This window comes from Gammaproteobacteria bacterium (genome assembly GCA_013816845.1).
Taxonomy (GTDB): domain Bacteria; phylum Pseudomonadota; class Gammaproteobacteria; order DSM-16500; family DSM-16500; genus Aquicella.
Window position 1 is genome coordinate 75,631 of record JACDDU010000002.1, and the last position, 25,704, is coordinate 101,334.

Genomic DNA, 25,704 nt, shown 5'->3' on the forward strand with positions numbered 1-25,704 from the left:
AGATTAATTACGGAGTTGCGTATTTTTAATTCTTTTTTGATCGATTATTTAACTTTCCCACTGATGAGTGGGAAAGTTAATAAATTAAAAGCAGTTTATAAATCTTTTGCTTGTGAGGAAAGATAGTGAGCAATTCCTTCCGTTGTTGGTTTAATACCCGTTTTGCCTTTCGTCCAACCAGCAGGACAAACTTCACCGTGTTTTTCATGAAATTCCAACGCATCAATTAAGCGTAGTAACTCATCAACATTTCGGCCAAGCGGTAAATCGTTTACAATTTGTGAACGAATGATGCCTTGCTTATCGATAACGAAAGCACCACGCAATGCAACATGCGCAGTAGGATGCTCAATGCCGTAGGCTTGGCAAATTTGATGATTAACATCGGCAATTAAAGGATAGCGTACTGGCCCAATCCCACCATTCGCAACAGGCGTGTTACGCCATGCATTGTGGGTAAATTGAGAATCAATCGAAACGCCCATGACTACAACATTCAATGCGTTAAATTCATCCATACGTTTATCAAGCGCAATTAATTCGGAAGGACAAACAAAAGTAAAATCAAGGGGATAAAAGAACACAATACCATATTTTTTAGCAATGGCATTATGAAGGTTAAAATTAGGGGTAATTTCGCCGTTAGCAAGTGCTGCGGCGGCTGTAAAATCGGGAGCTTTTCTTCCAACTAACGTACTCATAGGAAATCCTCGTAACTTAGTCATAAACAAACGCGATTAGTAGAATAACGAAATTGCGCCATTATAGCTGAATTTTTTACTGAATATATGAAAAAACCCTTAAATTTTGTATGATGCAATTCTCATTTAATAAAAGCTTAATAAAAGGCACACACCCATGATTTTTCTTTTACTCCTCATTGGGGTGTTACTGAATGCAGTAGCTCAACTACTCTTGAAGGCGGGCATGACTCAAATCGGTCACTTTGATTTTACGGGCGCCAATGTATTGCCCATTGCGACCAAAGTGATGCTTAACCCACCGATTGTTACAGGATTGAGTTTATATGTGGCAAGCGTTGTCGTATGGCTCATTGTTTTATCGCGCGTTGAAGTTAGCCTTGCCTACCCCATGCTTAGCATAGGTTATATTGTGAATGCTGTTGCAGCTTATTATTGGTTTGGCGAATCTTTAAGTGCAACGCGTATTGTCGGTATATTTATTATTATGACGGGCGTTTATCTTTTGGCGCGAAGCAACTAATTTTGCGAGGATGATTATGTCTGAAGAATTTTTGCCATTTTCAAAACCAACGATCAGCCAAGAAGCGATTGATGATGTGGTAACTTGTTTAAAAAGTGGTTGGATTGCAACAGGCCCCCGTGTTGCGGCTTTTTCAGAAAATTTAAAAGCTTATTTCCAAGCCCCCTATGTTTTGCCACTCACTTCAGCAACAGCTGGGTTACATTTTTCTTTATTAGGAATGGGGGTGGAACCGGGTGATGAAATAATTACAACGCCTTTAACTTTCGCTGCAACTTTAAATGCGATTGTTTTAGCAGGGGGTGTTCCGAAACTAGTTGATATCGATCCTGCAACATTAAACATGGATATTGATTTAATTGAACAAGCGATTACTGAAAGAACGCGTGTCATCATGCCTGTTCATTTTGCAGGCCTTGCGATTGATCTTGATCCCATTTATGAATTAGCTACCAAATATAATCTACGCGTTCTTGAAGATGCAGCCCATGCGATGGGAGCAGAATATAAAAATAAAACCATTGGCAGTTTTGGTGATACGCAAGTTTTTAGTTTTCATCCTACAAAAAATATGACGACAGGCGAAGGTGGTTGTGTCGTGACTCGCGATCAACAATTAGCCGAGCACATAGGTCGTCTACGCTTTCATGGCATCGATCGTCAAGCATGGAATCGTTATGGCAAAGGGGGTAGTCAAGATTATGAAGTGGTTTTGCCAGGTTATAAAGCGAATATGATGGATATTCAAGCTGCAATTGGCATCCATCAATTAAATGATTTGCAAGGTTTTCTGGTGCGTCGTAATGAGTTAGCGGCGCGCTATCAAGAAGCTTTATCCGATTGGCCCCAATGGCAATTACCGCAAACACCAAGTTATGATCATTTCCATGCTTGGCATATTTATACACCCTTGATTAATGAACCCGTAACCCGAATGAATCGTAATGAATTTATGGAAGCGATGAAGGAGCGCAACATTGGTACCGGATTACATTATCGCGCCGTTCATTTATATCCTTACTATCGTAAAACATTCGGATTTTCTCTGGGCGATTTCCCGCATGCTGAAGATGTCTGTGAGCGAATTGTGAGCTTACCTTTGTTTCCATCCATGACGGATGCTGATCATGATCGTGTGCTTGATGTAATGTATCAAATTTTTAATTAATTTTTGGATATTTCAATGAATGTTTTTATTCTCGGTGCCAATGGTTTTATTGGTAGCCATTTGTGTGAGGCGATTCTTACTCATACGAATTGGCATATTACTGCAATCGATCTTAATCAAGATAAATTAGCATTGCTTCTTCAGCATGAACGATTCAATTTTCGTTTAGGGGACATAACGCAAGAAACCACTTGGATTAAGGAAGCAATTGCATCCTCCGATGTTGTCTTACCGTTGGTTGCTATTGCAACGCCTGTAACTTATGTAACGAATCCATTGCGGGTCTTTGAGTTAGATTTTGAAGCAAACCTTGCAATTGTAAGGCTATGCGTTGAATTACAAAAACGTTTGATTTTTCCTTCAACGTCCGAAGTCTATGGCATGTGCCAGGATGATGCTTTTGATGAAGAACATAGTCATTTAGTGACAGGCCCCGTGCACAAAGAACGTTGGATTTATGCAACGTCAAAACAATTATTAGATCGTTTAATTTATGCTTATGGTAAGCATAAAGGATTACGCTACACCTTATTCAGACCTTTCAATTGGTACGGGCCAAGACTTGATGACATTACCAATCCAAAGCCGGGTGGATCACGCGTGCTTACTCAATTTATTGGCAATGTTATGCGCGCTGAAAATATCAATCTTGTCAATGGAGGTGCACAAAAACGGTGCTTTACTTACATTGATGATGGCATTGCTGCTTTATTACGGATCATCGAAAATAAAAATGAAGTCGCATCCAATCGTATATTTAATATTGGTAATCCAGATGAAAATCTTTCGATTCGCAGCCTTGCGGAAAAAATAGTTTCATTAATTAATGCGCATCATCCAGCTTACCAAGCTCGAGCGCAGGCCATTGAATTAGTATCAATTGAGGCAGGACAATATTATGGTGAGGGTTACCAAGACGTAAGTCTACGTGTTCCCGCTATTCATGCAGCGCAACAGCATTTGCAATGGCAACCCACAACAAGTATTGATGCAGGGTTGAGGCAAACGTTGAATTTTTATTTGGGGAATTAATGGAGTGGCGCACTGCGCGGGTTATTGCAGCTTGCCATACTTGCAGAGATGAGATGGACGATTAATATCAACACTGTAACTTGTCTTTGCAATCAAGACCATGCATTGCGTCGCAGATTTAAACCAGAGGCAAAAATAATCGTCTACTTTTTTACTCCACTAACTCTGAAGGAACCCGATGAATTTGTGCGCCAAGTTGGGCAAACTTTTCTTCAATGCATTCATATCCACGATCAATATGGTAGATGCGGTCAATCGTGGTTTCACCATGCGCTGCGAGTGCTGCCAATACTAATGATGCTGAAGCACGTAAGTCAGTTGCCATGACAGGGGCCCCGCGTAATCTTTCGGTGCCTGTGCAAATAGCTGTGTTTCCCTTGAGCGCGATATTTGCACCCATTCGTTGTAATTCTTGAACGTGCATAAATCGATTTTCAAATACTGTTTCCGTAATTACACCCGTCCCTTGTGCGACTGCATTGACAGCCATCATTTGAGCTTGCATATCAGTTGGGAAGGCTGGGTAAGGGGCAGTGCTGATATTGGCAGCATGGGGGCGTTCACCTTTCATGTCGAGCAGAATCCAGTCGGGTCCCGTATCGATGCGTGCACCGATTTCTTCAAGCTTCAAAAGAACAGATTCTAAAAGATCAGGGCGAGTGTTCTTGAGTTTAATTCTGCCGCGGGTAATGACGGCCGCTGCCAAATAAGTGCCTGTTTCAATTCGATCGGGAAGAACATGATAGCTGCCGCCAGTTAATTCTTTCACCCCGTCAATGATAATAGTTGAGGTGCCAGCACCGCGTATTTGAGCGCCTAATCCAATCAAGAAATTAGCTAAATCTTCGACTTCCGGTTCACGGGCGGCATTGTGAATAATTGTTTGGCCCTTAGCTAACACTGCGGCCATCATGATATTTTCTGTTCCTGTCACCGTCACAAGTTCCATGACGATGGTTGCACCGTGAAGTTCTTTTGCGTGCGCTTTGATATAGCCATTTTCAATTTTAATTTCTGCACCCATGGCTTGTAAGCCTTTAAGATGCTGATCAACAGGACGTGTACCAATAGCGCATCCACCAGGAAGCGATACTTCTGCCTGTCCAAAACGACTGAGTAGGGGGCCAAGCACTAGAACGGAAGCTCGCATCGTACGAACGAGCTCGTAGGGCGCGTGAAATGATTTTAACGTACTGGCATCCACTTCAATATTGGATCGTTCATCTAAAGTAACTCTTACACCCAATTGTCCTAACAAACTTACAATGGTTATCACATCTTGGAGATGGGGAATATTACTGATTTGAATCGGATGTTGGCTTAATAATGAACCTGCAAGGATAGGCAGCGCAGCATTTTTAGCACCCGAGATACGTATTTCTCCGTTTAAAGGAGTCGCGCCTTTGATAATTAACTTTTCCATGTTTAAGAATTCCTATTCAGCTGTTCCCATTCCTCGGGTGTATAGGTTTTAATTGATAGCGCATGGAGCGTACCGTCTAGGATTTCCGTGCGAACAGCATCGTAAACCATTTGCTGTTTGGCAATTCGGCTTTTATCCGCAAAGGCGGCGCTCACGACAGTGGCAGTAAAATGCGCACCATCACCTTCTACAAAAACGGAGGCGTTTGTTAGAGAAGATTCAATTAATTGTTTAATTTTATCGGTTTGCATGTCATTTTCTCATAGGCTTTCAAGGCAGAACCGGCTAGAATACTTGGATCAGATTACTTTCACTCACCGGAAACGGTAGTCATTTTTTAATATTTCTTCTCGATTTGCAATCAAATTAATCTTATGAGACTGAGTATTAACCAAGACAGTTTACTAACACCAGCATTATTTTTGCCCTCGCCGCATTGTGATGACCGCCCTTCCGAGGCAACAATCGACTTAATTGTGATTCATAACATTAGTTTGCCACCGGGTGAGTTTGGCACGGGCGCCATTGAAGATTTTTTTTGCGGTAAGCTTGATCCCACCCAGCATCCATATTATTCCCTGATTGTGGATTTGACTGTGTCAGCACATTTGCTTATTAAACGGAACGGCCAGCTGATTCAATTCGTTCCTTTTAATAAACGCGCCTGGCATGCAGGCGTTTCAAACTATCAAGGGAGGGAAAGGTGTAATGATTTTTCGATTGGGATAGAATTAGAAGGAACGGATTCTCTACCCTACGAACCCATGCAATATGACGCCTTAAGCGCAGTTGTTAAAGTTTTAAAAACTTATTATCCATGTATTCTTTCCAATGCCATTGTGGGCCATTCAGATATTGCTCCGCTACGTAAAACCGATCCAGGAGCGGCTTTTAATTGGGATTATTTTAGGGAATTACTTGCATGACTTTTATTGTTGCGTTTGTCGGTTTAGTAGTTGAGCGTTTTTTTGATTGGAGTCATTTGCGTCGTTGGGGTTGGTTTTTTTCTTATCAACACAGTTTAGTCAAACGGATTCCTTACGCTTCCTCTTATATTCTATTAGCAATTAATATTATTCCTTTACTGATGATCGTGGTATTGATTGATTTTATTTTAAAAAGTTTTTTATACGGAATTTTATCGCTTAGTTTTCAATTAATTTTCTTCTTATATTGTCTAGGTCCCCATAATCTTTGGGCAGATACTTTTGCTTGCATTACTGCTTTGACAAAAAATGAAGAGGCATCTGCTCAAGAAAAATTGGAAAGCACTTTTCATCTCACTATTTCTGAAAAAAATGTTTCTTTACAGAAAGATTTTTTGGGTCATCTTTTTGTTGCAGCGAATGAGCGCGTATTTGGCGTTTTGTTTTGGTATGTTGTGTTGGGTCCACTTGGGCCCTTACTTTACCGAACGATTTCTTTATCGACCGCCAAAGAACAGCGCCCCGATCCTAAACTCATGAAAACTGCCGGTCAGATTTTATCAATTTTAGATTGGATTCCCGCACGACTTTTTGCTTTTCTTTTTGCATTAAGTGGTCACTTTGTTGAAGTTTGCCAAACCTACCGCCGGTACTTTTCACTTTCTCCGCGTAACAATCACATTTTATTACGTGAGACAGGACTTGCAGGTATTAGTGCAACCGATGCTATTGCAAAAAATGATGCAACGATTGAAAATCAAGCCATCAATCTTATTGATCGTACACTTGTCGTTGCGCTTATCTTAGTCGCGTTATTTACCTTGCTTTATCCATAACAATGCATCGATGGTTTTGTTCTATTGTAATGCTCAGTATTATTCCTGCATTGAGCCATGCTTTTCTAAGCGATGATGTGGGTAACGTGATTAACCTTACAAAACCTGCTGAGCGGATCATTAGCCTTGCGCCTGATATTACAGAGATACTTTTTGCCATAGGGGCAGGTTCGAAAATCGTTGGTGTTATCCAAGGCTGTGATTATCCCGCGGGCGCTAAAAAAATTCCCATCATAGGCGCATTTCATGGGCTTGATTTAGAGCGGATTATTGCTCTTGAACCCGATCTCATCATCACTTGGGGTCATACTTTTGCGCATCAACTGGCTCCCTTTAAAAAAATGGGTATTCCTATTTATGTTAGTGCCCCGCATAAGTTAAAGGACATCCCGCGTCGCATGCGCGCTTTTGGCGAACTGACTCACTTGGGTGAAGAAGCTTCAGCTCAAGCTAAACTTTTCGAGCAAACATTGGCGGCTATTAAAAAGCGCTATAGTGCAAAATCGAAAGTCCGTGTTTTTTATCAGATTGGTACTTATACCTGGATGACGGTTAATAAAGACAATTGGATTAATGAAGTGATTGAATTATGCGGTGGAGAAAATATTTTTAAGGAAGCGCAAGGGGTAGCGCCAAACGTCAGTATCGAGAGTATTCTCGCAGAAGACCCAGAAGTCGTCATCACCGACACTCAAAAATCCGATTGGCAAAAAGCTTGGCAGCCCTGGTCAGCGCTTTCCGCTGTCGCTGCAAATGCTTTTTTTGCCATCAATGCAGATTTGATCGATCGTGCTGGTCCCCGTTTGCTAAAGGGTGCACAGCAAATGTGCAATGCCCTGGAATCGAGTCGTCATCAAAAAGAAGCCGTAAAACAAAGCAGATAAATATTTTCATTTTTTTCAACAACTTGCATAGAAGATTGCGGTAGGTTCCCTCTCTCCGAAAACTAATTGAGTTAAAATAGACCGAAGTCTTTGGTTTTTACTGCCAATTTAGTTAAACTTACCCCCCAAAAATAATGCATATCATTTAGTTTAGGTTAGGAATTGTGTAAATGACAAAAATGCGGAGTGATAATGATCCAACCGAAACAAAAGAATGGCTAGATGCCTTAGCTTCATTGATCAAGCATGAAGGTAAAGCGCGCGCAGAATTTATTTTAAAAAAATTATTAGAAGAAGCGCAAAAAAAAGGGGTCCAGCCAGTTGGTCAGTTAGCCACACCCTATGTCAACACAATTAATCCGCAAGACCAAGCTGCTTATCCTGGCGATTTAGAAAAGGAAGCCGTGATTGATGCCACGAATCGTTGGAATGCCATTGTTATGGTGTTACGTGCAAAACTTGCAGCGGGGGGTGTCGGGGGTCATTTGTCATCTTACGCTTCGATTGCAACGCTTTACGAGGTCGGTCTCAATCATTTTTTCCGGGGCACGACAGATAAACAATTGGGTGACTTGATTTATTTTCAAGGTCATTCGGCAGAAGGAAATTATGCGCGTGCTTATTTAGAAGGACGTCTTACCGAACAACAGCTTCTCAATTTTAGACAAGAAGTTCACGGTAAAGGGATTTCTTCTTATCCGCACCCTTGGCTGATGCCCACTTTCTGGCAGTTTGCTACCGTGTCACTCGGTCTTGGGATGCTGCAAGGGGTTTATCAAGCACGCTTCTTAAAATATTTAGATCATCGAGGGTTGCTCTCGCTGGGAGATCGCAAGGTTTGGGTATTTTGTGGTGATGGGGAAATGGATGAACCGGAATCTATTGCAGGTTTAACCCTCGCTGCCCGAGAAAAATTAGATAACTTAATTTTTGTTGTTAATTGTAATTTACAACGTTTAGATGGGTTAGTGCGTAGCAACTATAAAATCGTTCAAGAGCTTGAAAGTGTATTTCGTGGCGCACAATGGAACGTCATTAAAGTTTTGTGGGATAGTCATTGGGATCCGATTTTTGCTAAAGATAAAAAAGGATTATTAGCAAAACGTTTAACTGAATGCGTTGATGGTGATTTGCAAACAGCTTATGTACGCGGTGGTGCTTACACGCGGGAATTTTTATTTAACACGGAAGAATTGCAAGCTTTGGTTGCCGATTTATCTGATGATGAGATTGCGTTATTTCATCGTGGCGGACATGATTCAGTTAAAATTTATGCTGCATACCATGCAGCTGTTCACCATGCAAATCAACCGACCGTCATTTTAACGCAAGGTGTAAAAGGTTATGGTTTAGGAACAAAAACTGCGGAAGGCCGCAATGTTGCTCATAATCAATTAGAAATGACCGAAGATGAATTAAAAGCTTTTCGTGATCGTTTTAAACTTCCTATTAAAGATGATGAATTGTTACAACTTCCTTTTTATCGCCCACCAAGCAATGATCCTGCGTTACAATATTTACAAGCTCGCCGTGAAGCGCTAGGTGGCTATATTCCTGAACGTCAAGTTGTCACTAATACGTTAGCGGTGCCAGCGCTTGCAGCCTTTGATGCTATTTTAAAAGGTTCGGCTGATCGCACGATGTCAACCACCATGGTACTCGGTCGCATTTTAAATGTTTTATTAAAAGACAAAATTATTGGCAAGCGTGTGGTACCTATTTTTTCTGATGAAGTTCGCACATTTGGATTAGAATCCTTATTCCGCCAAGTTGGGATTTATTCACCGGTTGGCCAATTATATATACCCGAGGATAAAGAACAGTTCCTCTATTATCATGAATCGAAAGACGGTCAAGTGTTAGAAGAAGGTATTACAGAGGCTGGTTGTATGTGTTCATTTATTGCGGCAGCCACTTCTTATGCAACGAATCGCTTACCGATGATTCCTTTCTTTACTTACTACTCGATGTTTGGTTTTCAACGTGTTGGTGATTTAATTTGGGCAGCCTCCGATATGCGCGCGCGCGGATTTTTAATTGGTGCGACAGCAGGACGAACAACCCTCGAAGGTGAAGGGTTGCAGCATCAAGATGGCAACAGCTTATTAATCGCATCCACTTATCCAAGTTGTCGGGCTTATGACCCCACTTTTGGTTACGAAATGGCTGTCATTATTCAGCATGGCTTGCAAGAAATGTATGAGCAAGAAAAAGATGTGCTTTATTATGTCATGGCCATGAATGAGCGCTATGTTCAACCCTCCATGCCTGCAAATGTGGAAGCGGCGATTATTAAAGGGATGTATTTGTTCAAATCCCCTGTAAAGGCTAAACCACAAATTCAACTGTTGGGAAGCGGTACGATTCTGAATGAAGTGATCGCTGCGAGTGATTTATTGGAACAAGACTTTTCGATCCATGCCAATATCTGGAGTGTAACAAGTTTTGGTGAATTACGTCGTGAAGGCGCAGAGGTAACCCGTCATAACTTGCTTCATCCCGGCGAGAAAGCAAAAGTTAGTTATGTGGCGCAATGTTTAGATCAACAAGCAGGACCCGTAGTTGCAGCAACTGATTATGTGAAAGCGTATGCTGATTTAATTCGTCCTTATTTGAATAAAACTTACCTGACCTTAGGCACCGATGGGTTTGGTCGCAGCGATACCCGTACCAATTTACGTGAATTCTTTGAAGTGGATCGTAATTATATTGTGGTCGCAGCCCTTCATGCCTTAGCCCAAGATAAAATCATTTCTGTTGATTTAGTGAAAAAGGCCATAAAAAAATACGGTATTAATCCTAATAAACCCAATCCAGAAACAGTATAATCCAACTTTGCCTGGGGCAATTGCACTTAAGCGAAAATAAACTTAAGGGAGGATAGGTCTTGGCTTCAATTAAAAAAGTATTAACCCCCGATTTTGGTGGCACCGACGTTACAGTGATTGAAATATTAGTCAAACCTGGGGATAAGGTTGAAGTTGATACCCCGGTTGTAACTTTAGAATCTGATAAAGCTACCATGGAGTTGCCCACACCCGATGCAGGTCTCGTTAAAGAAATTTTAGTCAAAGTAGGCGATCAAGTTGCGACCGGTGCGCCTATTTTGACGTTAACCACAGCGGTTGAACAAGCCAGTAATCAAGCCGAACAAGTGGAACAAGCTGAAGTTTTGAAAAAAACAGAGCGCGCAGAAAAAGCGAAGAGTAAGAAAGCTGATTCAAAACAATCCACGGTGGAGCAAGTCAAAGATCGTGAAGAGAGTAAAATTCAGCCGCAAAAAGCTCAAGTGGACAATAACGACGATTTGAATGTTGAAGATCAAGATGACAATGTACTAACTGGCACCGTTCAAAAAGCGAGTGACACTCATGCAGGTCCGGGGGTGCGACGACTCGCGCGCGAATTAGGGGTTAATTTGGCGCAAGTCATCGGTAGTGGTAAAAAAGCGCGTGTTTTAAAGGAAGACATTCAAGCTTTCGTTAAAAATCAATTAGCAAGAGTCCAAGTTTCTTCTAGCATGCCTACCTATCATTTACCCAATATTGATTTTACTCAATTCGGCATCGTTTCCGAACAGCCCTTGTCGCGCGTTAAAAAAATATCGGGGAAAAATCTTCAGCGTAATTGGATGCTTATTCCTCATGTGACACAATTTGGTGAAGCTGATATTACAAGTTTAGAAGATTTTCGAAAAGCACAGAAAACACAGCTTGATCATCAAAACGTGAAGTTAACGCCTTTGGTTTTTGTAATGAAAGCCGCCGTTGCTGCATTAAAAGCATTTCCAACTTTCAATGCATCACTGGATGCAACGGGTGAAAATCTAGTCTTAAAACATTATTTTCATCTTGGTGTTGCAGTCGACACGCCGGATGGTTTAATGGTGCCTGTGGTGCGTGATGTAGATAAAAAAGGATTAGTCGACCTTGCGAAAGAATTAAGCGTATTAAGTGAGAAAGCCCGAACGAAAAAATTATTACCCAAGGATTTACAAGGCGGTTGTTTCTCTATTTCAAGCTTGGGTGGAATTGGGGGAAGCGCATTTACACCGATCATCAATTATCCGGAAGTTGCTATTCTTGGCGTTTCCAAAGCAAGCGTTAAGCCTGTTTATGAAGAGGATCAATTTGTTCCCCGTCTTATGTTGCCGTTATCTCTTTCTTATGACCACCGCGTTATCGATGGCGCTGAAGGTGCACGTTTCATGGTGTATTTGACGCAAATGCTAAGTGATATTCGCAATTTGTTGCTATAGAGGAAAATCATGAGTATTCAAACTGAAGTTGTTGTGCTTGGCAGTGGGCCAGGCGGTTATACTGCTGCATTTCGCGCAGCAGACTTAGGTAAAAAGGTAACACTTATTGAACGTTATGACGCCTTAGGAGGCGTTTGTTTAAATGTCGGATGTATTCCTTCTAAAACACTACTCCATGCTGCAAAAGTCATAGATGATGCAGCAGATGCAGCACCGCACGGCATTACTTTTGGGCAACCCGATATTAATTTAGAAAAGCTACGCGCTTTTAAAAATAATGTGATTGCGAAATTGACCGGTGGTTTAAAGCTTTTAGCAAAACAAAGAAAAGTAAATGTTATACACGGAGAAGGAAAATTTATTTCTGATCACGAAATTGAAGTGACAGCAAGTGATGGAAAAAAAGAAAAAATAACCTTTGAAAATGCCATTATTGCCGCAGGTTCAACGCCTGTGATGTTACCAGGCTTGCCAGATGATTCAAGAATTCTTGATTCGACCAGTGCATTAGAACTTGCTGATGTGAAAGGTACAATGCTCGTCATCGGCGGCGGGATCATCGGACTTGAAATGGCAACCGTTTATCACGCGTTGGGATCTAAGATAACGATTGTAGAATTAATGGACCAAATCTTACCGGGTGCTGATAAAGATTTAATTAATCCACTTTTTAAACGCATTCGCGCTCGTTATGAAAATATATATTTAAAAACAAAAGTAGTAAAAGTTGAAGCCAAAAAAGATGGTTTGTATGTCACATTCGAAGGCGAGGGAGCAAGCGCTAATCCTGAAAAATTTGATCGGATTCTTTGCGCAGTTGGAAGGCGTCCTAATGGTAAGATGATCGATGCAGGAAAAGCCGGTGTCAAAGTCGATGAGCGTGGTTTTATCCCGGTTGATAAACAGTGCCGTACGAATGTTCCTCATATTTTTGCGATTGGTGATATTTGTGGTAATCCTATGCTTGCGCATAAAGCGATGCCGGAAGGTCGCGTTGCAGCTGAAGTGATCGCAGGCTTAAAACATTATTTTGATCCTAAAAGTATCGCAAGTGTTGCCTATACTGATCCTGAAATTGCTTGGACAGGTATGACTGAAAATGAAGCAAAAGCAAAAGGGATTAAATATGATAAAAGCACTTTCCCGTGGGCTGCAAGTGGCCGCGCTCTTTCTATTGCACGAAGTGAAGGTATGACAAAGCTGCTTTTTGATCAAGATAAACGCATCATTGGGGCAGGGATTGTTGGAGTGAACGCTGGAGAATTAATCAGTGAGACCGCCTTAGCCATCGAAATGGGATGTGATGCGGAAGATATCGCTTTAACAATTCATCCTCATCCCACGCTCTCAGAAACGATACCGCTTGCTTCAGAAATTTTTGAAGGCACGATTACAGATCTTTATTTGCCCAAAAAGAAGGAAGAGAAAGCTGTATAAGGTAATGGGGCTAAAGTATACTAATAAATGACTGCGTGAAATTAACAACCAAAGGAGTTTTTGTCATGGCCGACGATTCAAGTTCAAGTATTGTTGCGATCGTTGCAATTGTCATTATTGTGTTTTTAGCTATTGCTGGTTATTACTTCTTTATGGGTTCCGGCGTTTCTAAAACAGAAACGGTTATTACCAATGAACCTAGTCGTGTTGAAGTCACAGCGCCTACCACAGATACAAGCCCAAACCCAGCGCCAAGCAATTAGCTAGCACTATCAAGCGCGGAGCGTTTCAGCTCCGCGATCTGTATTTCCTTTTATAACGTCATTGAAACCTGGCGTTTCATCCTGTTTACTAAGATATAATGTAATCCATCAACTTTCTTATCAAAAATAATAAGTGAAAACACTGGGGAGCATGTATGTTTAATCAATTGAAAATTTTATTGGGTTGGAAATCAGATGTCATTCAAATGAAACCACTTCTTGAAAATGAAAAGCAAAACGATGACTTTGCTCAATCTTTTAAAATGTACAGTATGTTTATTAATAATAATCAGAGCGCAAGTCAAAATAACGCTCTTGTTTTAGAAGCTGTTAGTGCCTATCTCGCAAAATCGCAGGAAGAATTTAAAAAGATTAACATGATCTGTCAAAATGCTATAACGCATCACGATGCTAAGATTACTTTAGCGGATGACAGTTTTTCTTGTTCGGTTACAAATTCAATTCTTTCTTGCTTTAGCACATTGAAGAATTATTTAAACCAAGTTGTGCAAGGCGGGAATGAACTGAATCTTTCTCGATTTTATTGGGAACTGAAAAAAAAGTTAGCTGATAGTTTGCAAGCATTACAAGAAAATCTGAATTCAATCGCGATCCAATTGGCGACCGTTACGGAAGAAGACGCACGCGCTGGATATATACCAGCTTGTAGTGTCAGTATTGAAACGTTAGACACTTTAATCCCACAAATCGAAATCTTACAAAAAGATGTCAATCAGCTTAAGTCAGTCAAAGACATTGAATTAAATGCTGACGTTTATCAAAAAGTCACCGAAGAGAGTTTGGAAAAAATTCTTAGCACGTTAACCGTATTTTTACGTCAAATGTCACAGTTTTATTTAACCAACGATTATCCCAAAGAAGAAGTGTCAGAGGAAAGGCAACAATTTCGCGTGCGTTAGAGATAAAAAAAGCAGGCATGATCGAAGGCCCGATATGATAAGTGGATGCCTCAGTGATGCTTTAGGCGTCCTTAAACAAGTAAGGATGCTCACCACATCAACTTTCTGACTTCCTCGAGCATGGTTGTAGGGCTTCGATCAACACCTGCTTTTGTGAAAGTATACTCGATAGAAAAAGTTTTTCAATTTAAGCTTTATTTCAAGAAGTTAGGTGTTGCCAAATGATTTCTTCTTGGCCATTTTCGCGGGCTAAAATACGAGAAATGACAAAAAGGAGATCGGATAAGCGATTTAAATACCGGAGTAGTTCGATGTTCTCGAGTGCAACTTGCCGATGGAGTCTGACTAGACATCGCTCGGCACGTCTACAGACGGTTCGAGCAACGTGCGTGGCCACCGATGCGCGTGTTCCATTGGGAAGAAGAAAGTCCTTCAGTGGTGGCAATGTTTCATTCCATTGATCCAATTGTTCTTCCAGATGCTTAATATGTTGAGCAGTAATCGCTTTACGTTCCGGTAAGTGTAATTCACCACCGAAATCAAATAACTCATTTTGAATTCGACGCAAGAGCTCCACAATCTCTTTATGAACAATGACTTGGGATAAAATGACCCCAATATTGGCATTTAATTCATCTACGGTTCCTAAGGCTTCAATTAGTAAATCGTCTTTGGAAATCCGTTCGCCACGTAAGGAGGTATAGCCTTCATCACCAGTACGGGTATAAATTTTCGTGAGTCGATAAGTCATGGTAATGAGAAAAAATTCTTCCAAATAAGTCGGTAAGGTCGATATGATAAACTATCTTAGTGCGGGTAACGCTATTAGCAAAGTAAAATAGGTCAATTTCTTTAACTTTATTTTAGCGATGGCTTAACATGATCAGAAAATACTTTAAATCTGATTTGCAAAGTTTGTTAGAAATCGAACAAGCTGTTCATGTTGTACCATGGACTGCAGATACCTTCAAAATTTGCTTCCAATCAGGTTATGACGGTTGGGTAGTCGCGTTAGAAAAAAAAGTTATTGGTTTTGTCATTGTCGCGTTAACTTCTCACGAGTGTCACATCCTTAATGTAGGCGTTGCGCGTCAACATCAACACCAGGGTTGGGGGCGCCAATTGCTGCAACATGCGCTCTCCCAGGCGCGCTTGCAAGGGGCGGGCATCATTTATCTCGAAGTGCGTCGTTCAAATAATCGCGCCATCGCGCTTTACAGAAAAATGAAATTCCATTTAGTGGGTGAGCGAAAGAATTATTATCCTACTCAATCAGGTAATGAAGACGCTCTTATTTTTGCCAAAAGTCTGCATACCAATATTGATATCCCTACTTAAAAGTAGTGCTTTTCGTAGCACTTGTGCTCAAAACTTGCTAAAGTGACCAGCGAAAATTAAAGGTCTACTATGATTGAAATTACTTCCATGCGGAACTACCTTCGTGAGCTTCATACTCGTTTAATGAGTATCTGGGGGTATCTTTGAAATCGACCAAAAAAAAGCACGTCTCCTCGTCATCACGCAAGAATTAGAAAGTCCGGATATTTGGAATCAACCCGAAAAAACGCAAAGCTTGGGCAAGGAACGGGCAAAACTTGAAGAAATCGTTCACTTCATGGAGAAACTTGCACTTCATTTAGAAGACACCGAAGCATTGCAGGAACTTGCGGAAAGTGAAAATGATACGGCAATTTTGAAGGCTATCAGTCAAGATGCAGAAAAAATAACCAAGCAAATTGCTACTTTAGAATTTCGCCGTATGTTTTCAGGCGAGATGGATGCAAATGCAGCTTACATGGATATTCAGGCAGGTTCCGGTGGCACTGAAGCGCAAGACTGGGCAAATATGCTTTTGCGGATGTACTTGCGTTGGGGTGAGCGACATGGTTTCCAGACTGATATTATCGAACTCTCGGCAGGTGAAGTTGCAGGTATAAAAAGCGCCACGGTTAAGTTTGAAGGGTCTTATGCTTATGGTTGGTTACGGACGGAAAGCGGGGTGCATCGATTGGTGCGTAAATCACCTTTCGATTCTAATAATAAACGCCATACATCTTTTGCCTCCGTTTTTTTATCTCCTGAAATCGATGATAATGTCGCTATTGAAATTAACCCCGCTGATCTACGCATTGATACGTACCGTGCATCTGGAGCAGGGGGACAGCATGTTAACCGAACCGACTCTGCTGTGCGTATAACGCATGGCCCATCGGGGATTGTGGTACAGTGTCAATCAGACCGTTCACAACATAAAAATCGTGCCCAAGCTATGAAACAATTACGCGCGAAACTTTATGAAGCTGAGATTCAAAAAAAGAAAGCTAAACAAGACGCCATGGCAGCCAATAAAAAAGAAATTACTTGGGGTAGCCAAATTCGCTCTTACGTATTGGATATGTCACGAATTAAAGATTTACGGACAGGGCTTGAAGTTGGAAATACACAAGCAGTTTTAGACGGTGATTTAGATCAATTTCTCGAAGCCAGTTTACTAAGTGGATTATAGAGCCAAGACTCATGCAGAAACCTATTAAAGAAAATCCGGAAGTAGTCGTTAGCACGCACGATTTAATCGAAGAGCGACGTCAAAAATTAAAAACGTGGCGTGAAGAAGGCAATGCCTATCCGGCTGATTTTAGACGTGATGCCCTCGCAGCGGAATTACTTCAAACCCATGCGGATAAAACAGCTAACGATCTTGAACAATGCCCGATTCAAGTCAAACTTGCGGGCCGGGTGATGACGAAACGTCTCATGGGAAAGGCGAGCTTTATTCATATTCAAGATATGAGTGGACGCATTCAATTATACGTCCGGGAAGATGCGATTGGCCAAAGCGCTTATGATCAATTTAAGCAATGGGATTTAGGTGATATCGTTGGTGCAGAAGGTAAATTGTTTATTACTAAAACCGGTGAGCTTTCTGTCAAAGTTGATAAAGTAAAACTTTTGACGAAAGCGATTCGTCCTTTACCTGACAAGTATCATGGTTTAACGGATCAAGAAACTCGCTATCGACAACGTTATCTCGATTTAATTGCGAATGAAGAAACGCGTCGCACTTTCCTCATTCGTTCCCAGATTACTGAAATTATTCGAACCTATTTAAAGACACGTCAATTTCTAGAAGTAGAAACACCCATGATGCAAGTGTTGGCGGGTGGCGCTGCGGCAAAGCCTTTTATTACGCATCATCATGTCTTGGATATGCCCCTTTATCTTCGGATCGCTCCTGAACTTTATTTAAAACGTTTGGTGGTGGGCGGTTTTGAACGCGTATTTGAAATTAATCGTAACTTTCGTAATGAAGGCTTATCAACGCAACATAATCCTGAATTTACGATGTTGGAATTTTATCAAGCTTATGCCGACTATCATGATTTGATGGATTTGACTGAAGATTTATTCCGCGAGATTGCGCAAACTGTTTTAGGTCAGACGTCAATGACTTACCAAGATGTTGTTTTAGATTTTGGCCAACCCTTCATACGTCTCACTATGAAAGATTCTATCTTGCAATTTAATACCCATCTTACAGAAGATGATCTTGCTTCTTTGGAAAATGCGAAAGCGCTCGCCAAGCAATTGGAAATCCCTGTGCAAGAAAGTTATGGTTTAGGAAAAGTATTAGTCGAAATTTTTGAAAAAACGGTAGAGCATCAACTCATTCAACCTACATTTATTACCGCCTATCCTGCTGAAACCTCGCCGCTTGCTAGGCGCAATAATGAAGATCCTTTTACAACGGATCGATTCGAATTATTTATTGCAGGGCGTGAGATTGCGAATGGTTTTACAGAGTTAAATGATCCAGAAGATCAAGCCGATCGATTTCGTTCTCAAATGGCTGAGAAAGCTTCCGGGGATGAAGAAGCGATGCCTTATGATGCGGATTACATCACAGCTTTAGAATATGGTCTACCACCCACAGCAGGTGAAGGAATTGGTATCGATAGATTGGTAATGCTTTTCACTAATTCATCTTCAATACGTGATGTTATTTTATTTCCCCACATGCGTCCGAAAGAAAATTAATTGAAATAGTTCAATGCTTAATGGTTTTTCTATTCTCGAAATGATGATGGCTTTGGTCATCGTTTCAGTCATGTCATTGATGATTTGGCCGCCTATGCTTTCATTTTTGACGCGTCTTGACGATGAAACATTACCCACCCAACTCATTCATGTGATCGAATCTGCCAAGAGACAAGCCTATCTTCATCATCGCCCCGTGGCATTGTGTCGAACAGCGGATGGTGAGTATTGCATAGATGCACCCAGTCGCCATTTACTCCTATTCGTGAACGATAAAAACACTGTCGGAAAACCTCATCGTGAAAGTAAAATTGCAACCATTGATTTTGCAGCTTCTGGTTATTTACAATGGCGCAGTTTTCCCAAATATCGGCAACACTTATTGTTTTTCCCACAAGCCCATGTCCAAACTGATAATGCAACGCTTTGGTATTGCTTGCATGCCAATCAAAGTCCGAGATGGGCTGTGGTCTTAAATCAAGATGCGAGGCCGAGAATTATCTATCCTGATCGTGCGGGAGCATTGCGGGATAGCAAAGGTCATCTCCTAAGTTGTAGCTCCTGAGAAGCTTAAGTCTTGGTATAATTTAATTTGCATTCTTGCCAGGTTAATCGGGAAAAGGATCCCACCATACTAACGTACTAACAATCCCTACCAACAATTCTCTACCCCACCTTTACCTGTGACGCCTTTCTGCCCTAAGTCATCCAAAGTCAAATCCAAACATAATCTATCACGAGCTGCCTGTAAGGGCATTGCTTTAGCGGTAAGTAAAAACGAATGCGACTTGGTTTGCAGAAATAAACGATAATTATTACTTGCCGCCCAAGTATTAAAATTTAATTTCGCAAGAGTCGCGCCAGTATAACGTTGCTGATGCGCGTAAAAGTTTTCAAGTGCAAGCGCAACTTGCAGCAATTTATTTGCTGCTTCCATGCGCCTTGTTTTAACCACATAGTGTTGATAGAGAGGAACGGTCATGCTGATACAAAGGCTTATGATGACCAATACTGTCATAACTTCAATTAAATTAAAGCCCCAAACCCGACTGCGCATTTAAGTGGGTCAACTCAATTTCTGACTAATTTCAGCGAGGCGTTTTCCTAAAGCTAAACAAAGTCGTTTTTCTTCATCACTCACCGGATGCTGATTATTCGCTCCCGCAAAATGAGTTGCACCATAAGGTGTGCCGCCGGTTTGAGTCGTGTTGAGATCGCTCTCTGTGTAAGGCAGTCCTAGGAGGACAAAACCCAAATGAAAAAGCGGGAGCATCATGCTTAGCAAAGTGGATTCTTGTCCGCCATGCAAGCTACCGGTTGAACTAAATACAGCTGCGGGTTTATTCACTAAGCTACCTGCAAGCCATAAGCTACTTGTTTGATCAAGGAAAAACTTCAAAGGGGCCGCCATATTCCCAAATCGAGTTGGGCTACCCAGCGCTATCCCTGCGCAATATTGAAGGTCATCAAGCGTGGCAAAGGGCGCGCCTGCTTCGGGAACAGGTGGTGCGGTGCGCTCAGTATGGGGTGAAACCGGAGGAACCGTGCGGACTCTCGCTTCAATACCTCTGCTTTCAATGCCACGGGCAATATGCTGTGCCATTTGTTTGACTGAACCATAACGACTGTAATAAAGCACAAGAATATAAGACATCGTCACTCCAAAAGATGCGGTTGATAGATTGAATGAGAATTATAATTTGCACTCATTGTATGCCGGATATTGCTTATTTTTAACTATTTATTTTTCTCATATCTCATTAGAATGGGATCAGAAAAAGTGTGAGGGTTATCTGAGATAATGAATTACTATCGAATGCTCAATTTTATGCGCAACTATTTGGTTTCCGGATTGTTGGTTTGGATCCCTATTCTAGTTACCGTTTTTGTTATTAAATTCTTAGTTGATTTACTCAGTAAATCCCTTTTACTTTTACCGCCACCTTTGCAACCTGATGTAATTTTTGGGTTTCATGTTCCTGGCATTGGCGTTATTTTAACGCTTGTCATTATTTTCTTAACTGGCATGTTCGCTGCAAATTTAGTGGGCAGACGATTGATGGATATTGGTGATGCTTTTGTCGGTCGTATTCCCTTAGTAAGAACTATTTATGCAGGCGTTAAACAAGTCACGCAAACGCTTTTCACCCCGGGTGGTGATTCTTTCCGAAAAGTCTTACTCGTAGAATTTCCCTGCGCAGGCGTTTGGAGTATTGCCTTTCAAACCGGGCAAGGCTCCAAGGATGTTGAAAATGTACTCAATCAAGAACCCATGGTGACTTATTTTATTCCAACGACACCTAATCCAACCTCAGGGTTTTTAATGATGGCCCCGCGTAGTCGTGTCATAGAGCTGGATATGAGTGTCGATCAAGCGTTAAAATTCGTTATCTCTTTGGGCGTGGTGCAGCCAGAAAATAGTGCTTCCCCAAATAATAAAATAACGATGCCCTATTAAACTCTATCAAAATATATACAAGGTATTACTCCATGCGTAGTCACTATTGTGGCGACATTACGACTGAATTACTTGGCCAAACTGTCAAATTAGCAGGGTGGGTTCATCGAAGACGCGATCACGGTGGTGTTATTTTTATCGACTTGCGCGACCGGGAAGGTATTGTGCAAGTCGTAATTGCACCCGGCGAAAAAGAAGCTTTTGCACACGCAGAAACGGTACGGAGCGAATTTGTTATTCAGATTGAAGGCTTGGTGCGTCCTCGTCCTGAAGGAACGGTTAATGCCAATTTGCGGACGGGTGCGGTTGAAGTCGCAGCTACCTCACTCACCATCCTCAATAAATCTTTACCCTTACCCTTTCCCATTGATGAGTATCATGATGTCGGCGAAGAAACTCGCTTGCATTATCGTTACTTAGATATCCGTCGACCCGAAATGCTTGAACGGTTAAAAATGCGCGCCAAAATTGCGCGTTATTTGCGAAATTATTTAGATAATCAAGGCTTCATGGATGTTGAAACGCCCTTTTTAACTCGCGCTACACCTGAAGGAGCACGTGACTATTTAGTACCAAGTCGCACTAAACCCGGTAGTTTTTTTGCATTACCGCAATCGCCCCAACAATTCAAACAATTATTAATGATGTCTGGCATTGATCGATATTATCAAATCGTTAAATGTTTTCGTGATGAAGATTTACGTGCGGATCGACAACCTGAATTTACGCAACTTGATATAGAAACTTCATTCCTTGACGAGCAGGAAATTCAATCGATTATGGAAGACATGATTCGCGGTTTATTTGCAACCGTACTGAATGTCGCGCTTCCTAATCCTTTCCCTAGGATTACCTATCAGGAAGCCATGCGTCGTTTTGGCTCAGATAAGCCAGACTTACGTATTCCTTTAGAATTAATCGATATTGCAGATTTGCTAAAAGCTGTGGAGTTTAAAGTTTTTGCTGAACCTGCGAATGATCCAAACAGCCGTGTTGTTGCTTTACGGGTTCCGGGGGGTGCTAAACTTTCACGGAAAGAAATTGATGATTACACGAAATACATTAGCATTTTTGGCGCGCGGGGACTTGCTTACATCAAAATTAATGCTGAAGGGAAGGAAGGCTTACAATCGCCAATCATCAAATTCTTAGGGGATGAGGTAACGGCAGCTATTGTTGAACGCACGCAAGCGAAAGTGGGCGATCTGATCTTCTTTGGCGCTGATAAAGCGCATACCGTGAATGAAGCTTTAGGTGCTTTGCGCGTTAAGCTTGGCCAGGATTTAAAGTTGGTGGAAGACGCTTACCGTATTGTTTGGGTTACTGACTTCCCAATGTTTGAAAAAGGTGAGGGTCGTTGGTATGCATGTCATCATCCGTTCACCGCACCCAAAGTGACAAATGTTGAAGAGTTATTGCAACAAGATCCAACTACGCTACTTTCTCGTGCTTATGACATGACCCTTAATGGAAGTGAAATTGGGGGAGGATCAATTCGGATCAATTCCTCTGAAATGCAAAAAGCAGTCTTTAAATTATTGAGTATTGATGACGAAGAAGCTGAAGAAAAGTTTGGGCATTTGCTAAAAGCAATGCGGTTAGGCTGTCCGCCGCATGGGGGCATTGCGTTTGGCTTAGATCGATTAGTGATGATTATGACAGGTGCCGCCTCCATTCGAGATGTAATCGCTTTTCCAAAAACGCAAACCGCAAGCTGTCCTTTAATGGATGCGCCCTCAACGGTCGATGCAGCGCAGCTGATTGAGCTTGGTATACGCATTGTTAAAGTAAAAGATAAAGAATAGGTGAGATATGGCAGGACATAGTAAGTGGGCTAATATTAAAAGGCATAAAGCCAAACAAGATGCTAAACGCGGTAAACTCTATACCAAGCTTATTCGTGAGGTAACGGTTTCTGCTAAAATTAGTAGCGATCCCGATTCAAACCCACGCTTGCGCGCAGCGCTTGATAAAGCTCAACTCGCGAACATGACTAAAGATGTCATTGATCGTGCAGTGAAGCGGGGAGCAGGCGGCATGGAAGGTGAAACCGTAGAAGAAATTCGTTACGAAGGATATGGACCAGGTGGCATTGCAGTGATGGTTGACTGTATGACCAATAATCGTAATCGCACGGTCGCTGATGTGCGGCATGCTTTCACAAAAAATGATGGTAACCTTGGCACCAATGGTTCTGTTGCTTATCTTTTCAAAAAATTAGGTCAACTTTCTTTTGAACCGCAACAACACGAAGAGCAATTCTTGGAGTTTGCGCTCGATGCAGGGGCCGATGATATTCTCCTTAATGATGATAAAAGTATTGAGGTTCTGACGACACCTGAAGATTTTATTACGATCCGTGATAAATTAGTTCACGCCGGTTTTAAACCAAAAGATGCAGAAGTCACGATGCTTGCTGAAATCAATGTACCGATTGCGGATAAAGAAATTGCTGAGAAGGTCGTTAATTTGATTGATGCATTGGAAGATTTAGATGACGTGCAGTTAGTTTATACCAATGCTGATATTGCTTCTGACGTATTAGAGCAGATGTAGTTCAAAGCTCAGATTGCAAGGTGTGCGCTCAGCAATAAGGAAATTGTGATGACAGTGATCATTGGAGTGGATCCAGGATCGCGCCGAACGGGTTATGGCGTTATTCGTATAGAAGGCAATCGTCACATTTATCTCACGAGTGGTCATTTAGAAGTAGCCTCTTTACCGCTGCAAGAACGTTTGCAACAAATCTTTTTGGGTTTGCGAAATGTCATCTCAGCTTATCAACCGCATGAAGGTGCAATTGAACAAATATTTATGAATGAAAATCCCAGCTCAGCGCTTAAGTTAGGTCAAGCACGGGGGGCTGCAATTGTCGCACTTGATATGCCAATGGCCGAATATTCTGCGCGGCAGATTAAAAAATCAGTAGTAGGGCATGGTGCTGCCACTAAAGACCAAGTACAGTTTATGGTCCAACGGTTATTAAACTTATCCACAAAATTGACGAGTGATGCAGCGGATGCGCTTGCTGTTGCGCTTTGTCACGCGCATGTTCGGACATTAAAAAAGTTGGGCGTTGCTTTCTGATGACGGTAAACTATCAAAAAACAATGAGGCTTCCCCATGATTGGATTGATTCGCGGCATTATACTTGAGAAGCAACCCCCTCAATTAATTGTTGATGTGCAAGGGTTGGGCTATGAAGTTGATGCCCCCATGAGTACCTTTTATCATCTTCCGGATGTCGGTACTGAAGTCACGCTCTATACGCATTTTGTGGTACGCGAAGATGCGCATCTCTTATTTGGATTTTATACGCAAGATGAGCGTGTTTTATTTCGGACTTTGCTTAAAGTAAATGGTGTGGGGCCGCGACTTGCTCTTGCTATCCTATCCAGCATTACCTCGGATGAGTTTGTGCGGATGGTTTTAAATAATGATTCAGGTAGTTTAGTTAAACTCCCTGGCGTTGGAAAAAAAACTGCAGAACGTTTAATCATTGAAATGCGCGATAAACTTTCCAATTGGTATCAAGCTGAAAATAAAGCGCTCCCCTTAGATGCACTCACACCTACAAACACGCGACATTCTATTTTGCAAGATGCGATTTCTGCGCTGGTTTCTTTAGGCTATAAGCAACAAGAAGCAAATCGCACCGTTACAAAAGTGGATAATGGCTATGCAGCAAGCGAAGAACTCATTCGCTTAGCGTTGAGGGAGATCATGTAATGATGCAAACCGATCGTATTACCGCACCTGAACTTGAGCAAGAAAAGACAGATCCGATCGACCGCGCACTTCGTCCTAAGTATTTGAAAGATTACATCGGCCAGCAATCAGTTCGAGAGCAAATGGATATATTCGTGCGGGCAACCAAAGGCCGAGGTGAAGCATTAGACCATGTTTTAATTTTTGGACCACCTGGATTGGGGAAAACGACTCTAGCAAATATTATTGCAACAGAACTTGCTGTGAATATTAAACAAACCTCAGGTCCAGTTCTTGAACGACCGGGGGATGTCGCTGCGTTATTAACAAACCTGCAATCCGGTGACGTTTTATTTATCGATGAAATTCATCGCTTAAGTCCAGTAGTCGAAGAAGTCCTTTATCCCGCGATGGAGGATTATCAAATTGATATCTTAATTGGAGAAGGGCCCTCTGCACGGTCGATTAAATTAGATCTTCCCCCTTTTACATTAATTGGTGCAACCACGCGTGCCGGCCTTTTGACTTCCCCTTTGCGTGATCGTTTCGGTATTGTGGCACGGCTTGAATTTTATCAAGTGAGTGATTTGACACAAATTGTGATGCGCTCAGCATTTATCTTGAATGTGCCACTTGATCAAGAGGGTGCGGCAGAAATCGCTCGTCGAGCGCGAGGTACGCCTCGAATTGCCAATCGGTTACTACGTCGCGTAAGGGATTATGCCGAAGTCAAAGCGGCGGGCGAAGTAAAGCCCGAAACGGTGAAACTCGCTTTAGATTTTCTTAAAGTGGATCATCAAGGTTTTGATTTAATGGATCAAAAGTTATTGCTCGCTTTAATGGAAAAGTTTGATGGGGGTCCAGTTGGTTTAGAAAGTTTAGCCGCCTTCATCAATGAAGAAAAAGGTACCATTGAAGATGTTATTGAGCCTTTTTTAATCCAACAGGGTTTCATGTTGAGAACATCACGGGGTCGTGTCGCCACTAAATATGCTTATCATCACTTTGGTCTAAAAGCGCCTGAGCGCCTTGAGCCCGCACCTCATTTAAATTTATTTGAAGGCATTGATTAAGTCCTCAGCAGGTCTTTAACATCACGACTCGCTAGAGTCCCAGCTTTAAATAGAATATT

The 25,704-nt window shown here is 41.7% G+C and carries 27 protein-coding genes; 21 read left to right on the plus strand and 6 right to left on the minus strand.

What is annotated here, in order from left to right:
• Positions 1–95: 95 nt before the first annotated feature.
• Positions 96–701 carry a peroxiredoxin gene (locus H0W64_03895; GenBank protein MBA3660846.1) on the minus strand — a complete coding sequence of 202 codons (606 nt, stop codon included), beginning with the start codon at positions 699–701 and terminating at the stop codon, positions 96–98.
• A gap of 157 nt (positions 702–858) precedes the next feature.
• Here H0W64_03895 and H0W64_03900 point away from each other — a divergent pair, with 157 nt between their 5' ends.
• The 3 genes from H0W64_03900 to H0W64_03910 are packed head-to-tail and all read left to right on the plus strand — an operon-like array spanning position 859 to position 3,424.
• Positions 859–1,224, plus strand: a complete 366-nt coding sequence (locus tag H0W64_03900; GenBank protein ID MBA3660847.1) for a 4-amino-4-deoxy-L-arabinose transferase — start codon at positions 859–861, stop codon at positions 1,222–1,224.
• A 16-nt stretch (positions 1,225–1,240) separates the two neighbouring features.
• Positions 1,241–2,392, plus strand: a complete 1,152-nt coding sequence (locus H0W64_03905; protein MBA3660848.1) for a DegT/DnrJ/EryC1/StrS aminotransferase family protein — start codon at positions 1,241–1,243, stop codon at positions 2,390–2,392.
• 15 nt (positions 2,393–2,407) lie between these two features.
• Entirely contained in the window at positions 2,408–3,424 is a 1,017-nt protein-coding gene (locus tag H0W64_03910) for a bifunctional UDP-4-keto-pentose/UDP-xylose synthase (protein ID MBA3660849.1), read from the plus strand.
• A 151-nt stretch (positions 3,425–3,575) separates the two neighbouring features.
• Here the strand turns inward: H0W64_03910 and murA are convergent, their stop codons facing one another.
• Both murA and H0W64_03920 read right to left on the minus strand, forming a co-directional pair.
• A complete protein-coding gene (gene murA, locus H0W64_03915) occupies positions 3,576–4,847 on the minus strand; it encodes a UDP-N-acetylglucosamine 1-carboxyvinyltransferase (GenBank protein MBA3660850.1) in 1,272 nt (423 codons plus the stop codon).
• A gap of 2 nt (positions 4,848–4,849) precedes the next feature.
• Entirely contained in the window at positions 4,850–5,098 is a 249-nt protein-coding gene (locus H0W64_03920) for a BolA family transcriptional regulator (protein ID MBA3660851.1), read from the minus strand.
• A 123-nt stretch (positions 5,099–5,221) separates the two neighbouring features.
• On the opposite strand from H0W64_03920, the gene ampD reads away from it, so the two are divergent.
• From ampD to H0W64_03960, 8 genes are all read left to right on the plus strand, one after another.
• Positions 5,222–5,773, plus strand: a complete 552-nt coding sequence (gene ampD, locus H0W64_03925) for a 1,6-anhydro-N-acetylmuramyl-L-alanine amidase AmpD (protein ID MBA3660852.1) — start codon at positions 5,222–5,224, stop codon at positions 5,771–5,773.
• Complete coding sequence (gene ampE / locus H0W64_03930; protein ID MBA3660853.1) at positions 5,770–6,609, plus strand: regulatory signaling modulator protein AmpE; 840 nt, start codon at positions 5,770–5,772, stop codon at positions 6,607–6,609. The genes ampD and ampE overlap by 4 nt, the downstream gene beginning before the upstream one ends.
• A 29-nt stretch (positions 6,610–6,638) precedes the next feature.
• Positions 6,639–7,493, plus strand: a complete 855-nt coding sequence (locus H0W64_03935; protein MBA3660854.1) for a cobalamin-binding protein — start codon at positions 6,639–6,641, stop codon at positions 7,491–7,493.
• 170 nt (positions 7,494–7,663) lie between these two features.
• Positions 7,664–10,321, plus strand: coding sequence for a pyruvate dehydrogenase (acetyl-transferring), homodimeric type (gene aceE, locus H0W64_03940; protein MBA3660855.1), 2,658 nt, complete (start codon positions 7,664–7,666; stop codon positions 10,319–10,321).
• Positions 10,322–10,380: 59 nt separating this feature from the next.
• Complete coding sequence (locus H0W64_03945) at positions 10,381–11,751, plus strand: 2-oxo acid dehydrogenase subunit E2 (GenBank protein MBA3660856.1); 1,371 nt, start codon at positions 10,381–10,383, stop codon at positions 11,749–11,751.
• A gap of 9 nt (positions 11,752–11,760) precedes the next feature.
• Entirely contained in the window at positions 11,761–13,188 is a 1,428-nt protein-coding gene (lpdA, locus tag H0W64_03950; protein MBA3660857.1) for a dihydrolipoyl dehydrogenase, read from the plus strand.
• Positions 13,189–13,253: 65 nt separating this feature from the next.
• A complete protein-coding gene (locus tag H0W64_03955; protein ID MBA3660858.1) occupies positions 13,254–13,451 on the plus strand; it encodes a hypothetical protein in 198 nt (65 codons plus the stop codon).
• A 155-nt stretch (positions 13,452–13,606) separates the two neighbouring features.
• A complete protein-coding gene (locus tag H0W64_03960; GenBank protein MBA3660859.1) occupies positions 13,607–14,371 on the plus strand; it encodes a hypothetical protein in 765 nt (254 codons plus the stop codon).
• Between the two features lie 199 nt (positions 14,372–14,570).
• On the opposite strand, the gene H0W64_03965 is transcribed toward H0W64_03960, so the two are convergent.
• Positions 14,571–15,122 carry a cob(I)yrinic acid a,c-diamide adenosyltransferase gene (locus H0W64_03965; protein MBA3660860.1) on the minus strand — a complete coding sequence of 184 codons (552 nt, stop codon included), beginning with the start codon at positions 15,120–15,122 and terminating at the stop codon, positions 14,571–14,573.
• Between the two features lie 128 nt (positions 15,123–15,250).
• Here H0W64_03965 and rimI point away from each other — a divergent pair, with 128 nt between their 5' ends.
• The 4 genes from rimI to H0W64_03985 all read left to right on the plus strand — a co-directional run bounded on the left by rimI (position 15,251) and on the right by H0W64_03985 (position 18,971).
• Positions 15,251–15,709 (plus strand): ribosomal protein S18-alanine N-acetyltransferase, encoded by a 459-nt coding sequence (gene rimI / locus H0W64_03970; protein MBA3660861.1) that lies wholly within the window; start codon positions 15,251–15,253, stop codon positions 15,707–15,709.
• A gap of 69 nt (positions 15,710–15,778) precedes the next feature.
• A protein-coding gene (gene prfB, locus H0W64_03975) for a peptide chain release factor 2 (protein MBA3660862.1) occupies positions 15,779–16,877 on the plus strand; the annotation gives its coding sequence in 2 pieces (ribosomal slippage) (positions 15,779–15,853 and positions 15,855–16,877; 1,098 coding nt in all).
• An 11-nt stretch (positions 16,878–16,888) separates the two neighbouring features.
• Entirely contained in the window at positions 16,889–18,406 is a 1,518-nt protein-coding gene (gene lysS, locus H0W64_03980; protein MBA3660863.1) for a lysine--tRNA ligase, read from the plus strand.
• A gap of 13 nt (positions 18,407–18,419) precedes the next feature.
• Positions 18,420–18,971: a prepilin-type N-terminal cleavage/methylation domain-containing protein gene (locus H0W64_03985; GenBank protein ID MBA3660864.1), complete on the plus strand. Its 552-nt coding sequence runs from the start codon at positions 18,420–18,422 to the stop codon at positions 18,969–18,971.
• An 87-nt stretch (positions 18,972–19,058) separates the two neighbouring features.
• On the opposite strand, the gene H0W64_03990 is transcribed toward H0W64_03985, so the two are convergent.
• Both H0W64_03990 and wrbA read right to left on the minus strand, forming a co-directional pair.
• Positions 19,059–19,463 (minus strand): prepilin-type N-terminal cleavage/methylation domain-containing protein, encoded by a 405-nt coding sequence (locus H0W64_03990; protein ID MBA3660865.1) that lies wholly within the window; start codon positions 19,461–19,463, stop codon positions 19,059–19,061.
• Between the two features lie 9 nt (positions 19,464–19,472).
• The gene (gene wrbA, locus H0W64_03995) at positions 19,473–20,060 is read right to left on the minus strand and encodes an NAD(P)H:quinone oxidoreductase (GenBank protein ID MBA3660866.1); all 588 of its coding nucleotides are present in this window, start codon (positions 20,058–20,060) and stop codon (positions 19,473–19,475) included.
• Positions 20,061–20,222: 162 nt separating this feature from the next.
• Here wrbA and H0W64_04000 point away from each other — a divergent pair, with 162 nt between their 5' ends.
• From H0W64_04000 to ruvB, 6 genes are read left to right on the plus strand one after another with little or no spacing between them, the layout of a single operon-like run.
• Positions 20,223–20,864 carry a DUF502 domain-containing protein gene (locus H0W64_04000; GenBank protein MBA3660867.1) on the plus strand — a complete coding sequence of 214 codons (642 nt, stop codon included), beginning with the start codon at positions 20,223–20,225 and terminating at the stop codon, positions 20,862–20,864.
• A gap of 32 nt (positions 20,865–20,896) precedes the next feature.
• Positions 20,897–22,669 carry an aspartate--tRNA ligase gene (gene aspS, locus H0W64_04005; protein MBA3660868.1) on the plus strand — a complete coding sequence of 591 codons (1,773 nt, stop codon included), beginning with the start codon at positions 20,897–20,899 and terminating at the stop codon, positions 22,667–22,669.
• A gap of 7 nt (positions 22,670–22,676) precedes the next feature.
• Positions 22,677–23,420 (plus strand): YebC/PmpR family DNA-binding transcriptional regulator, encoded by a 744-nt coding sequence (locus H0W64_04010; protein MBA3660869.1) that lies wholly within the window; start codon positions 22,677–22,679, stop codon positions 23,418–23,420.
• Between the two features lie 48 nt (positions 23,421–23,468).
• Positions 23,469–23,951, plus strand: coding sequence for a crossover junction endodeoxyribonuclease RuvC (gene ruvC / locus H0W64_04015; protein ID MBA3660870.1), 483 nt, complete (start codon positions 23,469–23,471; stop codon positions 23,949–23,951).
• A gap of 36 nt (positions 23,952–23,987) precedes the next feature.
• The gene (gene ruvA / locus H0W64_04020) at positions 23,988–24,593 is read left to right on the plus strand and encodes a Holliday junction branch migration protein RuvA (GenBank protein ID MBA3660871.1); all 606 of its coding nucleotides are present in this window, start codon (positions 23,988–23,990) and stop codon (positions 24,591–24,593) included.
• Complete coding sequence (gene ruvB, locus H0W64_04025) at positions 24,593–25,645, plus strand: Holliday junction branch migration DNA helicase RuvB (protein MBA3660872.1); 1,053 nt, start codon at positions 24,593–24,595, stop codon at positions 25,643–25,645. Before ruvA ends, ruvB begins: the two co-directional genes overlap by 1 nt.
• The last annotated feature ends 59 nt before the right edge of the window (positions 25,646–25,704 follow it).

Coding starts and splice junctions, on each gene's coding strand:
- H0W64_04010 (MBA3660869.1), top strand. CDS start 22,677: ATGGCAGGACATAGTAAGTGGGCTAATATTAAAAGGCATAAAGCCAAA.
- ruvA (MBA3660871.1), top strand. CDS start 23,988: ATGATTGGATTGATTCGCGGCATTATACTTGAGAAGCAACCCCCTCAA.
- H0W64_03935 (MBA3660854.1), top strand. CDS start 6,639: ATGCTCAGTATTATTCCTGCATTGAGCCATGCTTTTCTAAGCGATGAT.
- H0W64_03920 (MBA3660851.1), bottom strand. CDS start 5,098: ATGCAAACCGATAAAATTAAACAATTAATTGAATCTTCTCTAACAAAC.
- wrbA (MBA3660866.1), bottom strand. CDS start 20,060: ATGTCTTATATTCTTGTGCTTTATTACAGTCGTTATGGTTCAGTCAAA.
- H0W64_03965 (MBA3660860.1), bottom strand. CDS start 15,122: ATGACTTATCGACTCACGAAAATTTATACCCGTACTGGTGATGAAGGC.
- murA (MBA3660850.1), bottom strand. CDS start 4,847: ATGGAAAAGTTAATTATCAAAGGCGCGACTCCTTTAAACGGAGAAATA.
- H0W64_03895 (MBA3660846.1), bottom strand. CDS start 701: ATGAGTACGTTAGTTGGAAGAAAAGCTCCCGATTTTACAGCCGCCGCA.
- lpdA (MBA3660857.1), top strand. CDS start 11,761: ATGAGTATTCAAACTGAAGTTGTTGTGCTTGGCAGTGGGCCAGGCGGT.
- lysS (MBA3660863.1), top strand. CDS start 16,889: ATGCAGAAACCTATTAAAGAAAATCCGGAAGTAGTCGTTAGCACGCAC.
- H0W64_04000 (MBA3660867.1), top strand. CDS start 20,223: ATGCTCAATTTTATGCGCAACTATTTGGTTTCCGGATTGTTGGTTTGG.
- H0W64_03905 (MBA3660848.1), top strand. CDS start 1,241: ATGTCTGAAGAATTTTTGCCATTTTCAAAACCAACGATCAGCCAAGAA.
- H0W64_03900 (MBA3660847.1), top strand. CDS start 859: ATGATTTTTCTTTTACTCCTCATTGGGGTGTTACTGAATGCAGTAGCT.
- ruvC (MBA3660870.1), top strand. CDS start 23,469: ATGACAGTGATCATTGGAGTGGATCCAGGATCGCGCCGAACGGGTTAT.
- rimI (MBA3660861.1), top strand. CDS start 15,251: ATGATCAGAAAATACTTTAAATCTGATTTGCAAAGTTTGTTAGAAATC.
- H0W64_03910 (MBA3660849.1), top strand. CDS start 2,408: ATGAATGTTTTTATTCTCGGTGCCAATGGTTTTATTGGTAGCCATTTG.
- H0W64_03960 (MBA3660859.1), top strand. CDS start 13,607: ATGTTTAATCAATTGAAAATTTTATTGGGTTGGAAATCAGATGTCATT.
- H0W64_03985 (MBA3660864.1), top strand. CDS start 18,420: ATGCTTAATGGTTTTTCTATTCTCGAAATGATGATGGCTTTGGTCATC.
- aceE (MBA3660855.1), top strand. CDS start 7,664: ATGACAAAAATGCGGAGTGATAATGATCCAACCGAAACAAAAGAATGG.
- ruvB (MBA3660872.1), top strand. CDS start 24,593: ATGATGCAAACCGATCGTATTACCGCACCTGAACTTGAGCAAGAAAAG.
- ampE (MBA3660853.1), top strand. CDS start 5,770: ATGACTTTTATTGTTGCGTTTGTCGGTTTAGTAGTTGAGCGTTTTTTT.
- ampD (MBA3660852.1), top strand. CDS start 5,222: ATGAGACTGAGTATTAACCAAGACAGTTTACTAACACCAGCATTATTT.
- H0W64_03990 (MBA3660865.1), bottom strand. CDS start 19,463: ATGCGCAGTCGGGTTTGGGGCTTTAATTTAATTGAAGTTATGACAGTA.
- aspS (MBA3660868.1), top strand. CDS start 20,897: ATGCGTAGTCACTATTGTGGCGACATTACGACTGAATTACTTGGCCAA.
- H0W64_03955 (MBA3660858.1), top strand. CDS start 13,254: ATGGCCGACGATTCAAGTTCAAGTATTGTTGCGATCGTTGCAATTGTC.